We start from the raw sequence: 15,043 nt of genomic DNA, 5'->3' as shown, positions 1-15,043 counted from the left end.
AAAGATGGAGAGAAAACAATTAAAAATTTAAAATTTAAAAATTTAAAAATTTAAAAATTTAAAAATTTAAAAATTTCTGCCTGCCACCTGCTGCCTCTTGCCTTCTACCTCCTGACTAATGACCAATGCTAATGACTAATAATATAGGACTCCTATTTGATTTCTGATAGCGTAGCTCGGCGTAAGCCATACAGGACTCCGTACATACTGAAAGTCTTCTTTCCTGTTAAGAGTTCCCTGTTCCCTATTCCCTGTTCCCTGTTCCCTGCCTCCATGAAAAATTCATGAATCAAATCGGATCACTATATGAGTTTGACTGTTAGCCAGATGTTTGGGCAAAAAACAATTCGACCGCTTACCGCTGCTGCTATTTATGGCATTGCTTTTATTCAAGATAAACTAATTGCCATTGACACAATTAAAGGGCATTTACTAGAAATTGACCCCATCTCTGATAACAGTAAAATTCTCAATCCCTACCAGGTCAAGGAATTTACAGATGTTACTGGTTTAGCAGTCTGGGAAGATACTCTGTGGGTCAGCCGTGGTAATAGCGTTTATTTGTGTAAGTTGGCCTCTTTGGGGTTGGAGCATTTTGTCACCTTGCCTTATGCTGCTGATGGTGTCGCTGTTTGGGAGTCCACTGTCTATGTTAGCTGCCAACGATTAGGCTATATTCTTGTTTTTGACCGGGATACACGCAAAGAAATTACTAGATTTTATGCTCCTGGTGTCGGTAGAGAAAATTTGACCATTAGTCAAGAAACTCTCTGGGTTTGCGATCGCACCGAACAAACAGTTTACTCGATGGATCGGGCAACTGGAGAAGTTCGTTTTAGCGTCCTCACACCTTTTGCCTCTCCTACAGGCATCACCATCCATAGACAGGAGCAAACAGGTAAGGATCTGCTCTATATTGCCTACTCTTTTGAAGAGCCTTATATCCGTGATAATCCGAATGCAGACCCTAATCATGAGCTAACTTACCGGGATATCACTTTTATTCACCCCCTCTACTATCATTACAACCCAGAGAAACGCTACGCACTATCCAACGGTTATCAGGTGGAAATGTCATATCTAGAGGAAATTTCTCCCTTAGAGGAGGTGTATTTAACCAATGTGGAATGGCGTATTGCCCTACCATCAGAAACAGAACGTCAAAAGGTGAAACAAGTTGAACCCATAGGTTTACCCTTCACAGAAGAAATTATTGATGGACAAAGAGTAGCCGTATTTAAGTTTGATTCTCTTACCCCAGGAGAACGGCATATCTTTGGTTGGAAAGCACTTTTGGAAGTCCGGGGAATTAAGTATCGCATCACCCCCAAGGATGTAGAAGAATTACCAGAACTGACTCCAGAATTACAAAGTCGCTACTTAGTCGATGATGATGATTTAGCAATGGATACTACCGTTGTCCGCCGTGCAGCCCGTGATGCTGTGGGGTCAGAGACTAATATGTTACGAAAAATGTATAATATCCGCAATTACGTCTATGATGAGTTATCTTATGGTATTAAACCTCACATAGATACACCAGATGTAGTTTTAGAACGAGGCGTTGGTTCCTGTGGTGAATACGTTGGTGTATTATTAGCTTTGTGTCGTTTAAATAGCATTCCTTGTCGGACAGTAGGTAGGTATAAATGCCCTCCATATCCTGAACAACAAGGAGTACCTCTACAACCGGATTTTAATCACGTTTGGCTAGAGTTCTATATCCCTGATTTTGGTTGGGTACCAATGGAATCAAATCCCGATGACATAGGCGATTCCGGCCCATATCCCACACGGTTTTTTATGGGCTTATGCTGGTATCATATCGAAATTGGTAAAGGAGTCTCCTTTGAAACCTTAACCAGTAATGGAGATCGGTTAACAAAAGAAGACATCTCCATTGGCGAATTGGCTATTAACCATATTCGGTTTACAATTCTTAAAGAATTACCACCTTTCTAATTTAGGAATTTAAAGTTGGCAACTTGTAGCTAGAAACGGGAGATTAGGTAGCTCTAATGGTGGAATTCCTGCCCCAACTCCCCCGTTTCGGACAAATTCTGACATTTCTTAATCAGAAATTTAATTTGAGGCGGCGAATATTTATGTTCACTTTAAGGAAATAGTCAGTAATTTTTCGGTTTAGCCTGTAAGATGTTGATATGAGATTCTTCCATAAAAATATGGAGAACAACCTTCATCCAGGCATTGTTAAAACCGTATTAATCCGGTTGACACGCCCGTATTTGTGTAAGAAAAATGACTTATAAGCAAGTTTGTAAACGGTATTAACAGGTGAAAAATTGGACAAGTTCTGAATCTGAAAAAACTGTGGAGCAAACACCTTCGGTAAAATTGCATGGTGGTAAACTGGAACACCTTCACAACTACCATGACTGTTACCAAGAAGAACAATTGATATATCAACACTTGCTTCATTTGGTACAAATGGAATCTCCAGACCAAATGATTGAAAGGTTTCGCTCTCTATTTATTGAACGGGCTAATTATCCTGAACCCGAAATTATACCTATATTAGATAAAATTACTGCTTCCAAAACAGCAACTGAGGATTTTAAGTTTTTCCTCAATCGTTGTTGTCATATATTAATTAATCGCTGGTATATCCAACCCCAGCTACATTATGCAATTATTGATTTAATTAAATTATTTGATGCACCACTACCTACCAGATTAGGAGTAGGAGCAGGTAGTTTTCGGATGCGAGAAATTAAAAGATTAAGAGAATTAATACAAACTTTTATTGATAGTGACCAGTATGTAACCTTGCGACGTTTTATCCAGTTAGTGAATCAAAATCCGAAATGGGATGTTCGCAGGAATAATCAGCCATTGATAAATTTAATTAGTCGCTATCCTTATATATATGAACATTGTTTAATTAGTGAAAATTCGACTTTTGAACAACAAGAAACAGTCAGAAATTTTCAGAAACAGGTACAAAAAAAGTTTGAGATTGATTTGTCTCGTTACGTAACTTATAAAGTTCGTAGTATCCATATTTCTCAGAAATATTCGCCATTGGAAGCGAATCGCATTTTACGACCTGTGAATAATCCCACACTGTTAAGTGATCGTGATCTCTACAAAGCCTTAAAGCAATTTATTGGTAAAAGCGAAGGTGACTACACCTATCAAGAAAGAGCGCAACAGTTCTTAAAATATAGTAGTCAAACTGCTAAATTCCAAACATTTAAAGATGATTTATATGACTATCTAATCCCTTCCATTGATGGACAATATGGCAAGCGCCAATTTAATCAAAGATTATATAATCATTTACAAAATACATTGCCACAAGCTGATGAGCAGAAACCAAATGATTTCTTACTTGTGAGAACTTGTAGTCAGTTACTCAATTTTTTAGTTGTCAATAGCCAAGCATCTCCACAACATTCAACTTTTTTAGATTTAATTAGTAATCAAGGTTCTTTGCCTACAATTGGGTTGCTACTGAAAGTAGTATTAATTTGTCATAAAGTTAAACCTTATTTAGAAAAAAGATTTGCAATTTTATTTAACCATTATGAAACTGCTACCACTGATGCTATTGATTGGTTAGTAGGAACATTAGAGCAATTAAATATTGCCATGAGTATTCACTTTGGTGATATTGATTTATCATTTTTTAAGCGATTTTGTTAGGAGGCAGGAGGCAGAAGGCAGTGGTTCGACTTCGCTCACCAACCGGAGGCAGAAGTTATTACTTTTGACTTTTGATTTTTGACTTTTGACTTGATAGCTCCCCACACCCTACACCCTACACTCTACACCCTATTCTTAGTAATTGGCATTGAGTGTGATTTTGCCGGGTTAAAAGTCGAAAATTCACAGATAGAATTAAAGGGGCAAAAACGGCAGTGATAGCCAGGATTGGGTGGAAATATTTGACTAAAATTACTATTCCTTGATTGATATGCTTGTAAATCTAGTTGGTGCTTATGAGCTATATTAGCTAACTCAAATTCAACTGATGCTAATTCATTATTAGTAATAGTAATTAACTCAGATTTCTGACAAATTTCTAAATTATAAAACGATGCTACAGCCGATTTACCGGGATAAAGATAACGTGCTGCTAGTAAATAAACTAATGCTTGCCGTCGGTCAAAAGCAGATTTACCAGTTTTAAAATCTAAAATATGTAAAGTGCTATCAGACTCGATAAATACACAATCCATAGCTGCATATAAGCGAAAACAATAATTCGCTTGTTCAATCACAATTGGTTTGGGAAATCCTTCATCTCCAGGTGTTAATTGCAGAATACGTTTACCTAATAGTAAAGGCGATTTTTGATATTTTTGTAAAATTTGTAGTACCCTGTGCTTAACTTGAAAAGTGAAGTTGCTTAATTTCAGTAATTGGGCTACTTTTTCTACACCATCAGACTGAGTTAACCAATGTAGATGATGGTGAAACTCATACACACCTTTTTGGGCAAGTATGCCAATACGTTGAGGTGGAGTTGCTGTGGCTAATAAAGCTTTTACCTCTGGTTCATGTTGTCTAGCTTTAATAAATCCCCTCCTCATTTGGCAATGCCAATGTTCTTGCCCTCTAGCGGGGGCAACTAAAGACCAAAGGTGGTAGCTGGCAAAGGGTCTATCGGGGGTTGACATTGCTCAGGTAGAGTGAGAGAAATTACCTTGGGGATACTTGCGGCACAGTGGCTGTATAGTGGCTGCTAAAAAGGCTTTGCGGGATGCTTCCTAATAGTAATGATCATGTACGGGAGAGAGTGGCAAAATGAGTAACCCTAACAGTTCTGGTAAAATAAAATTTGGTACTGATGGCTGGCGTGGCATTATTGCCGATGATTTTACTTTTCCCAATGTGCGGAAAGTAACTAGGGCAATAGCTAGTTATCTGGAAACTGCCTATAGTAAAGACAGACCAGTTTTAATCGCCTACGATACAAGGTTTTTAGCGGATGAGTTTGCGCGGACATCTGCTGCGGTTTTGGCAGATTTAGGGTGGAATGTAAAAATTACGGATCGGGATTGTCCGACTCCTGTAATTGCCTACAATGCGAAACACTTGAATTCCGCAGGGGCATTGATGTTTACTGCTAGTCATAATCCTGCACCTTATTGTGGGATTAAATATATTCCAGACTATGCTGGGCCTGCTACTCCAGAAATTACTGATACTATTGTGGCAAATATAGAAACTGCCTCGGATGAGTTACCAGGAAGTAACCCATCAGGTACTATTTCTACATTTGATCCAAAGCCCGATTATTTGCATTTTATCTACACCTTGCTGGATGTGGAAAAAATTAAAAGTGCGAATTTAAAGGTTAAGTACGATGCTCTCTATTCTACCTCTCGTGGCTATTTAGATGAGGTGTTGGAACATTGTGGAACTCAGTTAGAAAGTTTCCATACTTGGAGGGATGTACTTTTTGGCGGTGGTATGCCTGAACCCAAGGGAGAACAGTTAGTTGAGTTGGTAGATGCTGTTAAGGCTGATAAGGCTGATTTGGGTTTAGCAACAGATGGTGATAGCGATCGCTTTGGGATTGTGGATGAACAAGGTAATGTTCTCACTCCTAATACGGTGCTGTTAGTTTTAGCACGCCATTTAATTAAAAACAAGGGTAAAAGTGGCGCAATTGTGAGAACTGTAGCGACTACTCATTTGTTAGATAATTTTGCGGCTAAACATGGTCTGCAAATTTATGAAACTGCGGTAGGTTTTAAATACATTGGTGAGAAAATGCGGGAAACCGCTGTTTTGATTGGTGGGGAAGAATCTGGTGGTTTGAGTATTATTGGCCATATTCCTGAAAAAGATGGGGTTTTGGCTGATATGCTGGTGGCTGAGGCGATCGCCTATGAAGGTAAGCCTTTGAGTCAGTTGGTACAGGAAGCTATTGCTGAAGCTGATGGTCCTCTGTATAACAACCGCTTGGATTTACATCTTACTGAGTCTCACAAAAATGCTGTGATTGATTCCTATACCAAAAATCCTCCTTCCGAAGTAGCAGGAATTAAGGTGAAGGAAGTGGGACGTAAGGATGGGATAAAACTGTATTTAGAGGAAGGTAGTTGGGTGTTATTGCGTCCTTCTGGTACAGAACCTTTGGTGAGGGTGTACATGGAAACTAACTCACCAGAAAAACTTAGTCAAATTGCAGCAACGATGGAAGCGGAAATTGCTAAGTTGGGATAGGTGACAGGTAACAGGTGACAGGTGACAGTGAAGAGGACAAGGAGCAGGGAGCAAGGGGGATAACTCTTCTCCCCTGCACCCCGCACTCCTGCTTCTTCTGACTCCTGACTCCTGACTCCTAAATTTTTATATATAAAATTATGAAAACATTTGTGAATTTATTTATATCTATAGTTATAGCTGGTTGGGTGTTGGCGATCGCTCTGATTTCGGTACAGAATGCAACACCTGTATCTTTACGGTTTTTGGTTTTTCAATCTATACAAGTTCCTTTTGGTTTAATATTGGCTTTTTTTGTAGCTGGGGGTTTGGTTGGTGTGGCAATTTTGCAGCCGCTTTGGGGTTTGGGTGAGTCGAAGTCTGGGGTTGATGAGGAGGCGGAGTTTTTTGTTGATGATGAGGATTTTTAGGGGTTTTTCTCTAAGAGAGGCGAACTGCTTGCAGCAGCGCTTCGCTATCGCACTTCTGGAAGTAAAAGGAATAATGTGAGATATAATTAATTTGTCACTCAATCAATCTATATTAACTTGCTATGGATTATTTTAACCTACGCACAAAAGTCATTACAGAAATAAATCTTGTCCCATCAGATAAATTAGAAGAATTATATAATTTTATTCATTATTTTCGATTAGGTCTAGAAGTATCTCAACCTTCACCTAACAAAAATATGCAGTTTGCTGGCTGTTGGAATGATATGTCAGATGAAGTGTTTGCTAATTTCAATGAAGAAATAATCACACGTCGCCAACAAGCATTTTTAGGAAGAAGAAGTGATGCAGCCAGCCTTGATTGACACAAACATTTTATCCTTTTTCTTCCGTAATCATAGTCTAGTTGTTGAGCGTTTTCAGGTCTTCTGCTTATCGCTTTTTGGTTAAAATTCAGCTAAAATAATTGAACAGCACAAAGCAGGTGTAATGATCATGCAAGCTATTTTTTGGACTGTAGAAGAAGTTGCCCAAAGAGCTAAACAATTTTATGAAAATGGCATTCGGCAACAAGTAGAGTGTGATGATAACATTGGCAAAATGATTGTGATTGATGCGGAAACCGGCGAATACGGAATTGATAAAACTGGTGTAGAAACAGCATTAAAGTTAAAGCAGAAAAAACCAAATTCCAGATTATTTACGATGCGGATTGGTTATGATGTTGCTGTCAGCTTTGGGGGAGCGATTGAGCGTAATGTCAAATGATTTACGGGAGATTGATTGACGGTAAAGCCGTAGTGCCAGTAATTTTTCGTTTACCGACACAACCAGATTTTTCTATTGATTTTATTATTGATACTGGATTCAATGACCATCTTACCTTACCACCACAAGCAGTCAGTGCGATGAATCTGCCGTTATATTCCACTACGTTTGCCAGATTAGCCGATGGTAGGGAGGCGTTGTTATCTATACATTTAGCAACAATTGTTTGGGACAATCAAGAAAAAGTAGTTCCTATTTTAGCATCTGGTTATAAACCTTTATTGGGAACGGCTTTGATGGCAGGATATCATCTGGGAATTGATTTTGAAGACAATGGTTTAGTTTCGTTAGAACAAATCCCACCCTTGATTTCATAGATTTAATATGTAGTATATTCGGGTTCTATTATCTTTGCTGGTTGGTGGATTGTCCAGTATGAGCAGTTTGTTTCAAGTACTTCTATATCAATAGCATTCGCTCCTTTAGTATTATTTGTTATTTGAAACCCTATTGCTGTTCGCAATAGGGGGATTAAATTATTGATGGGAATTTCTTGCCATCCGCCTATCTTTAGTTGGGACATTTTGACCTGCTTTCTCTCTGTCTACGTAGCTTAGTAAATGAGTGTGGTTTTTTCTTCCCACATCTTTTAGACGTTTTTTCACCCCAATTTGTGAATTTTTCAAGTTACAGGCAAATTTTCTTCCCAAAAATCCCCCCTCAACCCCTAGAACCCTTCCTCCTCTTACCTTTCAACCTCTGCAAACTCTTCTCAACCTCCCCACGAGCCGGATACAACAACTGCTGACTCAACGCACCTTCATAAGCCTGTATCGCTCCTGACTTATCCCCCAACCCTACTAAAGCTCTCCCTAACCAGTAATCAGCCATAACCGGATTAAACGCCCTCAACTCCTGACATCCCTCACAAGCCACTTCCCACCATCGTTTACTAACTCCAACATCCCCTAGCACTCCGTAACTCTCCCCTAGCCACACCGCCGCAGGTACAGATTGCACATAACCCCATGCTGGTAAAAAATGCCATCCTTTCTCCAACGCCTCCACCGCTTCCTGATGTTTTCCAGCCAACGCTAAAACCCGTCCATGACGAAACCAAGCATCAGCTAACTGGGGCTGTAGTTGCGTTCCTTGTTCAGAAATCTGACACCCTCTTTCAACCTCCTGAAAGCATTCCACCAACACCCGCCCCGCAGTCGCCCAAACACTCCAACGTTCAGGAAACCGCTTCAACATCTCCTCCACTACGTCTTCCAGGAGAGGATCACTATTCAAAGTCCCCCTTTTTAAGGGGGATTTAGGGGGATCTCCTATCACCAAAGGTAAAATATCACACAACCCCCGATAAATTGCACAATCATGGGGATAGAGATGATAAGCCTTCCCCATCATCTGTGCCGCCTTCTGATATTCCCCTGTGTCAAATAAACACCGTCCGTAGTCATACCAACCATAAGGATGATTTGGATGTTTTGCGGTAAACTCTGCCAACACCTCCACACCTTGCGCCCAATCCCCTCGGAAAATGTGATAATAGGCCAGGGATTTGTGAACTTCCACGCTATGAGGAGTCTGTCGCAGTAGAGAGGTAATCATTTTTTTAGTCTGTTTCCCCTCTTCACCTGATACCAATCTCATCTGCAAACGTTGATTAATTTGTCGTTGCAGTACCCGGAAATCATCCCCAGCTAAGGCTATAACCCTGCTTAACCACCCTCTAGCTGTTTGTATATCCCCCACCGCCATCAGGGCATCATAGCTGTAAATCAAGGAAAAAACATCATCTGGGTTGATGGACAAAACCTGCTCCAAGGTGCTGAGAGTACCAAAAGGATTTTCTCTCTGCTGATGCACCTGTGCCAAAGCCAGCCAGTGAACTACTTTGTCAGGTTCTAAAGCTGCTGCTAAATTAAAAGCCATGATTGCCTTCTGAATCTCACTTTGGCAAACTGCAATCAATCCTTTGATATGATTATGAGTCCCTTCATTTGCAGACAATAATAAGGCTTTTTCATATATTTCTAGAGCCTCTTTTTCGAGTCCCATTATCTGTAAAATTTTCCCTAATTGCAGATGCACATCAATTAATTGAGGTTGTCGCTCAAGCACTTGATGATATTCTGCAAATGCTTGTTGCCAATTTCCTATTTCATAAAGCAAATTAGCCAGTTCTAATCTTTTTTTCCACCCTTGGGGATATTTCTGGACATACTGACTTAAGGTGATAACTTTCTGCTTTTGTCTAGCTGATTTTTCCTCTACAACCAAGTGAGCATTCATCTCCAGCCCAGATAATTGGGTGAATTGTACCAATGAAGTGGCAATGTTTCCAGACATATTAAGGTTACTTTATAGTTAATTTCTTCGTGCTGGGTTTTTGTTGGTATTGATGATTCCCAATTACTACTCACTGCACCGTACTGAGCTTGTCGAAGTGTTTCATCAGATTGAAATTTTTCTCCCATCGGAATATCCTTTTTTAAGGATAGTGAAAGGTAATCAATAGGATTTTTATCTTCCCCTGCAAGATACTTGTTTAACTGCTTTTTGAGAATTTTTCGTGCCTGTTGAATACGTTTGCGAACATTCTCTTCAGAGAGGGCGAGTTGTTTGGCAACATCTTGATAGGATTTGTCTTGGCAGCAATGTAAAAAAAAAGGATAGCGCAATCTGTCAGGTAAAGATTCAATTTGGTGGTAGATATATGCTCCCATCTCCATATTCAAAATATTAGATTCTGGAAATTCTCCCCTATAAGTAAATGCTGAATGATCTGTAAATTTAATATTTTCAATGTTTTCAATTACTGTGGCTTCTCGTTTACGTTTTCGATGCAAATCCATGCAGAAATTATGAATAATTCGAGTTAACCACGATTTAGGATATATAATTTTATTTCCATATTTTGTCCATTCGTTCCAGGCTTTGAGCTTTGCTTCACTTAGTGCATCTTCAGCATCATGACAATTACCTCCCATCCACTTTAGACAAAGGTTGTAAAAATCATCTTGATATAATTCCCATAATTGCCAAAAATCCCCACAAGTATTTTGAGATAAAGTTTTAGATTGGCTTTGTTTTGCCAATATATTGTTGATTTCCAGACCCGATGATAAAGAAAACAAGAGTTCTTGCTTTGGTTTCGCTTGTATATATGACTTGCTGTTGACCATCTCAAACTTTAGGAGTGAAGATTTGTACAAACGATGGAAAAGTTCTGGGTTTATGTAATGCAGGTTTAAATGATACCTATCTTTTTAATTCAATAGTTGAGTTAAATTCAGGTATTTAAACCTAAGATTGTTTAATAATTGGTAGTTATCAGGTTTTTAAACATCTGAATCATACCAAGTTGAGTTAAATTCAGGTATTTAAACCTCAGATTGTTTAATAATTAGCAGTTATCAGGTTTGTAAGCATCTGAATCATACCAATGCCAGCATCCCAGTTAAGTATATAGAAAAAAATATTTACAGTTATTGCAAGCGAAGCAATCCCAACCCTTGCAATTGCTAAAGCTTGCATTACGCTACGCGGTCATGCAGTGTCACGAAGGGATACATTCCGCTATAGCTAAAGCCACACTTCGTGAACGCTACATTCCCAATGACATGGTGTAATTAATTCTGTCTAGGTAATTATTGAGGAATTTTTCAGGAAAAGGATACCCATCAAGTAAGTTTTGAGCTATTTCAGCGCCACCCTGAAAGAGATTCCACTACCATCACCCAATGCTTACTGTAAGATGAGAGAATATTAAACTAAAGTCACAAAACTTAAAATTCATTCATCATGGCCAAAATCCAGTTTTCTAGAGGCATTAACGAAGACGTAGTTCCAGAGGTGCGTTTAACGCGATCGCGCAGTGGTGATCAAGGTACAGCGACGTTTATCTTTACTAATCCCCAAATTTTAAGCCAAAGCAGTACCGACGATATCACAGGGATGTACATGATTGACGAAGAGGGGGAAATTATTACCCGTGAAGTGAAGGGTAAATTTGTGAACGGTAAACCAGAAGCATTGGAAGCAGTTTACCTAATGAAAAGCGTAGAAGAATGGGATCGCTTTATGCGCTTTATGAATCGCTACGCTGAAGAAAACGGTCTTGGTTTAAGTAAATCATAGGTGACGGGTGACAGGTGACAGTGAACAGTGAACAGTGAACAGTAAATAGTCAACAGTAATATCGTAAAAACTGATAACTGACTCTGTTCCCTTACCTGCAATAGATAATTTATTGTGCATTACTAACTCTACCTGTATTTATGCGATCGCAACCACATCCAGACTCACCAGCAATAACGGTGACTTGTGCAGTTGTCACTGTCAGTGATACACGCACCCCAGAAACAGATAAAAGTGGTCAACTGATTCGGCAACTGTTGTTAACTGCTAATCATACTGTTGGCGATTACACCATTATTAAAGATGAACCAGCACAGATTCAACAACAGATAGAACTGCTGGTGAAAAACGCAAACATAGATGCAGTAATATTTAATGGCGGTACAGGCATTGCTCCTAGAGATACCACCTATGATGCCATAGAAAAATTGTTAGAAAAGACTTTACCAGGATTTGGTGAGTTATTCCGCTTTTTAAGTTATCAAGAAATTGGTGCAAGAGCGATCGCATCTCGCGCTGTAGCTGGTATTTATCAAAATAAATTAATCTTTTCTCTTCCCGGTTCTAGTAACGCTGTGCGACTGGGAATGGAAAAACTGATTTTACCAGAACTTGTCCATCTGGTTACTCAAATACAGCAATAGTCAGTGACACTTCTGGGTCAATTAACAATTGACAATTGACAATTGTCAATTAACTCTTGCTGATTCGTGAGAGGGTTAGGGAATAGGAACTTTTTGATTTTTTTCTCCTGGAAAGGAGAGGTTTTAAACCTTAAATAAAACAACTATCAACTATCAACTATCAACTATCAACTATCAACTATCAACTATCAACTATCAACTATCAACTATCAACTATCAACTATCAACTATCAACTATCAATTGATAAAAAACCCCCTAATCTTCAGGGGGCTTTCATTTTATTGTCGTTGATATGCTAAAGTTTTTAGAATTTAATCATTGTCAAGCAGATGGTAGCCAAAATCGCAGCGATAATGTAGAAGACCGAAACTACTTGCAATTCTGACCAGCCAGTTAATTCTAAGTGATGGTGTAAAGGAGCCATTTTCAATAGCCGCTTTCCTTTACCATCTGGACCCTTGGTAGCTTTGTAATAACTCACTTGCGCCATTACAGATAGGGTTTCTACAAAGAAGATACCGCTCAGAATAAACAGGGCTACTAAACTGTTAGTCAAAAGTGCGACAGCAGCTAAAGCACCACCCAAAGCTAGAGAACCTGTATCTCCCATGAAAACACGGGCTGGGTTGCGATTATGGGCTAAAAATCCGATGCAACTACCACTTATAGCTGCACAGAATATCATTAGGTCAGGTGAACTTGTGGCAACGACAGCACCTAATGCGAAAATAGCGATCGCTACCGTTCCCCCGGCCAAACCATCAATCCCATCAGTTAAATTAGTAGCATTACTTTCTGCCACCAACACAAAACCAGCCAAAGGCCAAAACAGTAATCCTAAAGGTAGGGAAAAACTAACCCAAGGTAAGGCAATATTTGTTATACTAAAATCTCTATTAAACATCATCCACAGACAGAAACCAGTGGCAAAAATTATCTGCAAAGCCAGTTTCATCTTCGGAGATATACCCTTATTTGATTTCCGACGCAAAATTTGCCAATCGTCTATCCAACCAATTAAACCATAGCTGAGTGTTAAAACAGAAACAGCCAGTACATCCTGAGTAAACCCAGACAAAACACAGGCAACTATTACAGCTACAGGTATGAAAAAAATACCCCCCATAGTAGGAGTTCCAGCTTTTTTCAGATGTGCTTGCGGCCCATCTTCTCGAATAATTTGCCCTGTTTTTAATGCTTGTAGTAGGGGTACAACCCAATAACCAGCCGCAGCAGCACCCACCGCACACATCAAAAACGGCATCGTGAGAGAGCTAGTCTGCCAGGATAGTCTATGCCCTAGCCAGTCTAAAACCAATGCAGCTATAGTCAGTGAAAGGGCTAACAGAGAGGCCAGCCCTATTCCAGAAATGTTCAAACTTTGATTAGGAGATAATTTAGCGTCCACAAAAATTTCCCTTCACTCCACACAAAAAAAAATGGCAAATTAGAGACTGGTGATAAACCCAGTCCTCACACCTCTTCAGACTAGTCCTCATCTAGACTGATATCATTATCATCATCATAGTCAAGGTCGCCAATTCCATCTTCTCCACCCAAAAAGTCTGATATTTCTTCTTCTTGTTCTAAAAATGATGATTCGTGAGGTTCACGCGCTATTAGACGACCGCTAGATTGCAACCAGTCTAAAATAGAAGACTCTTGCTTCACGGGAATTACAGTAGCTCGTTGGTTTCGGGGTTGCTCGCGCAGGGGAGAATTTAACATATCAACGAATGCAAGAAGAGGTTTATTTGACATACTCTCCGCCTTAAAAGGGCAGAGATTGTAGATTTAAACGGTGATTGCCAGCAATCTCGTCTTATATCACCTAGTCCCATAGTTGATGCCCCAACTGTGTAACTAGACATTAAGAGTCTATCATTTGATACGGGATAATTTAGTTAATGATTCAACTCTTTGATTTGTAAATCCGAATTAAACAAAAAAATTTATTTAATAACCCTATAGCAAACAGCTACTCTTTCTTAGTAGATAGGATAGCTGTGTACACGGAACATTAATAAGATTGTTAATCCTGATTTCATAGTTGTTTTTACAAGGGATAAGGCCATCATGAAAAAATCTGTTCTCTTAGATGCAATTGCTGGTACAAATCGGGGTTTGTTGGCAACTGCAACCCAAAAACAGGCTATTTTAGCAGCGATTGTCGGTTTAGAAGAATTTAACCCCAATCCACGCCCGTTAGAAGCAAGCCATTTACTAGAAGGTAATTGGCGACTACTATACACTACCAGCAAAGCTTTATTAAACCTAGATCGCTTTCCTTTCTGTAAACTTGGCCAAATTTACCAATGTATTCGAGTAGAAACTACCAGCGTTTATAACATAGCTGAAATTTACGGACTACCTTCTTTAGAAGGATTAGTCAGCGTAGCTGCAAAATTTGCACCAGTTTCCGAACGTCGAGTACAAGTAAAATTCCAGCGTTCCATTATTGGCTTACAAAAGCTAATTGGCTACAAATCACCAGCCGATTTTATCCAACAAATTGAATCTGGTCGAAAGTTTACAGCTATTGATTTTCCTATCAACAGCGACCAGCAGCAAGGATGGTTAGATATCACCTACATAGATAGTGATCTGCGAATTGGCAGAGGTAACGAGGGCAGCGTATTTGTTTTAAGCAAGACATAATCGGCCATAAGCTTGAGTGTTCGCAAGAAGTATTTGCGAACGACCTTATTCTATTATAGGTACTTTGTCAAGTAGAGACTGATACTTTTATTAAGTGATAGGGGTGTAGGGTTTAGGGTGTAGGGTTTAGGGGAAAAAACTTTCTTCCGCCTTCCGCCTTCTGTCACCTGTTCCCTGTTAAGAGTTCCCTGCCC

General features: G+C 39.4%; 15 protein-coding genes. 10 read left to right on the top strand and 5 right to left on the bottom strand.

From position 1 onward, the window contains the following. Nucleotides 1-306: 306 nt before the first annotated feature. Nucleotides 307-1,962, top strand: a complete 1,656-nt coding sequence (locus A0J48_RS00445; RefSeq protein ID WP_234300633.1) for a transglutaminase domain-containing protein — start codon at nucleotides 307-309, stop codon at nucleotides 1,960-1,962. Nucleotides 1,963-2,295: 333 nt separating this feature from the next. Next, nucleotides 2,296-3,666 (top strand): hypothetical protein, encoded by a 1,371-nt coding sequence (locus tag A0J48_RS00440; protein WP_200319264.1) that lies wholly within the window; start codon nucleotides 2,296-2,298, stop codon nucleotides 3,664-3,666. 122 nt (nucleotides 3,667-3,788) lie between these two features. Here A0J48_RS00440 and A0J48_RS00435 read toward each other — a convergent pair whose 3' ends face one another. Continuing rightward, nucleotides 3,789-4,643 carry a PD-(D/E)XK nuclease family protein gene (locus A0J48_RS00435; RefSeq protein WP_200319263.1) on the bottom strand — a complete coding sequence of 285 codons (855 nt, stop codon included), beginning with the start codon at nucleotides 4,641-4,643 and terminating at the stop codon, nucleotides 3,789-3,791. A 127-nt stretch (nucleotides 4,644-4,770) separates the two neighbouring features. Between A0J48_RS00435 and A0J48_RS00430 the strand changes: the two genes are divergently transcribed. The 5 genes from A0J48_RS00430 (at nucleotide 4,771) to A0J48_RS00410 (ending at nucleotide 7,774) form a co-directional block, all read left to right on the top strand. Then, a complete protein-coding gene (locus A0J48_RS00430) occupies nucleotides 4,771-6,198 on the top strand; it encodes a phosphoglucomutase/phosphomannomutase family protein (RefSeq protein WP_200319262.1) in 1,428 nt (475 codons plus the stop codon). A gap of 140 nt (nucleotides 6,199-6,338) precedes the next feature. Beyond that, nucleotides 6,339-6,608 carry a DUF1049 domain-containing protein gene (locus tag A0J48_RS00425; protein WP_200319261.1) on the top strand — a complete coding sequence of 90 codons (270 nt, stop codon included), beginning with the start codon at nucleotides 6,339-6,341 and terminating at the stop codon, nucleotides 6,606-6,608. Between the two features lie 122 nt (nucleotides 6,609-6,730). Continuing rightward, nucleotides 6,731-6,994, top strand: coding sequence for a hypothetical protein (locus A0J48_RS00420; RefSeq protein WP_200319260.1), 264 nt, complete (start codon nucleotides 6,731-6,733; stop codon nucleotides 6,992-6,994). Between the two features lie 130 nt (nucleotides 6,995-7,124). Beyond that, nucleotides 7,125-7,397, top strand: coding sequence for a hypothetical protein (locus A0J48_RS00415; RefSeq protein ID WP_200319258.1), 273 nt, complete (start codon nucleotides 7,125-7,127; stop codon nucleotides 7,395-7,397). After that, nucleotides 7,394-7,774 carry a clan AA aspartic protease gene (locus A0J48_RS00410; protein WP_200319256.1) on the top strand — a complete coding sequence of 127 codons (381 nt, stop codon included), beginning with the start codon at nucleotides 7,394-7,396 and terminating at the stop codon, nucleotides 7,772-7,774. The genes A0J48_RS00415 and A0J48_RS00410 overlap by 4 nt, the downstream gene beginning before the upstream one ends. 343 nt (nucleotides 7,775-8,117) lie before the next feature. Here the strand turns inward: A0J48_RS00410 and A0J48_RS00405 are convergent, their stop codons facing one another. Together A0J48_RS00405 and A0J48_RS00400 are read right to left on the bottom strand one after the other, a co-directional pair. Then, complete coding sequence (locus A0J48_RS00405) at nucleotides 8,118-9,755, bottom strand: tetratricopeptide repeat protein (protein WP_234300632.1); 1,638 nt, start codon at nucleotides 9,753-9,755, stop codon at nucleotides 8,118-8,120. Beyond that, nucleotides 9,695-10,504, bottom strand: a complete 810-nt coding sequence (locus tag A0J48_RS00400) for an RNA polymerase sigma factor (protein ID WP_234300631.1) — start codon at nucleotides 10,502-10,504, stop codon at nucleotides 9,695-9,697. Before A0J48_RS00400 ends, A0J48_RS00405 begins: the two co-directional genes overlap by 61 nt. 706 nt (nucleotides 10,505-11,210) lie before the next feature. Between A0J48_RS00400 and psb28 the strand changes: the two genes are divergently transcribed. Beyond that, the gene (psb28, locus tag A0J48_RS00395; protein WP_200319252.1) at nucleotides 11,211-11,546 is read left to right on the top strand and encodes a photosystem II reaction center protein Psb28; all 336 of its coding nucleotides are present in this window, start codon (nucleotides 11,211-11,213) and stop codon (nucleotides 11,544-11,546) included. A gap of 140 nt (nucleotides 11,547-11,686) precedes the next feature. Further along, nucleotides 11,687-12,190: a MogA/MoaB family molybdenum cofactor biosynthesis protein gene (locus A0J48_RS00390; RefSeq protein WP_200319251.1), complete on the top strand. Its 504-nt coding sequence runs from the start codon at nucleotides 11,687-11,689 to the stop codon at nucleotides 12,188-12,190. A 305-nt stretch (nucleotides 12,191-12,495) separates the two neighbouring features. On the opposite strand, the gene mraY is transcribed toward A0J48_RS00390, so the two are convergent. Beyond that, entirely contained in the window at nucleotides 12,496-13,599 is a 1,104-nt protein-coding gene (gene mraY, locus A0J48_RS00385; protein WP_200319248.1) for a phospho-N-acetylmuramoyl-pentapeptide-transferase, read from the bottom strand. A gap of 80 nt (nucleotides 13,600-13,679) precedes the next feature. Continuing rightward, entirely contained in the window at nucleotides 13,680-13,919 is a 240-nt protein-coding gene (locus A0J48_RS00380; protein ID WP_200319322.1) for a DUF3134 domain-containing protein, read from the bottom strand. A gap of 345 nt (nucleotides 13,920-14,264) precedes the next feature. On the opposite strand from A0J48_RS00380, the gene A0J48_RS00375 reads away from it, so the two are divergent. Then, on the top strand, nucleotides 14,265-14,849 hold the full coding sequence (locus A0J48_RS00375; RefSeq protein WP_200319320.1) for a PAP/fibrillin family protein: 585 nt from the start codon (nucleotides 14,265-14,267) through the stop codon (nucleotides 14,847-14,849). The last annotated feature ends 194 nt before the right edge of the window (nucleotides 14,850-15,043 follow it).

Source organism: Sphaerospermopsis aphanizomenoides BCCUSP55, from assembly GCF_001586785.1.
Classification (GTDB): Bacteria; Cyanobacteriota; Cyanobacteriia; order Cyanobacteriales; family Nostocaceae; genus Sphaerospermopsis_A; species Sphaerospermopsis_A aphanizomenoides_A.
This window is presented reverse-complemented; position numbering and strand designations above follow the sequence as displayed.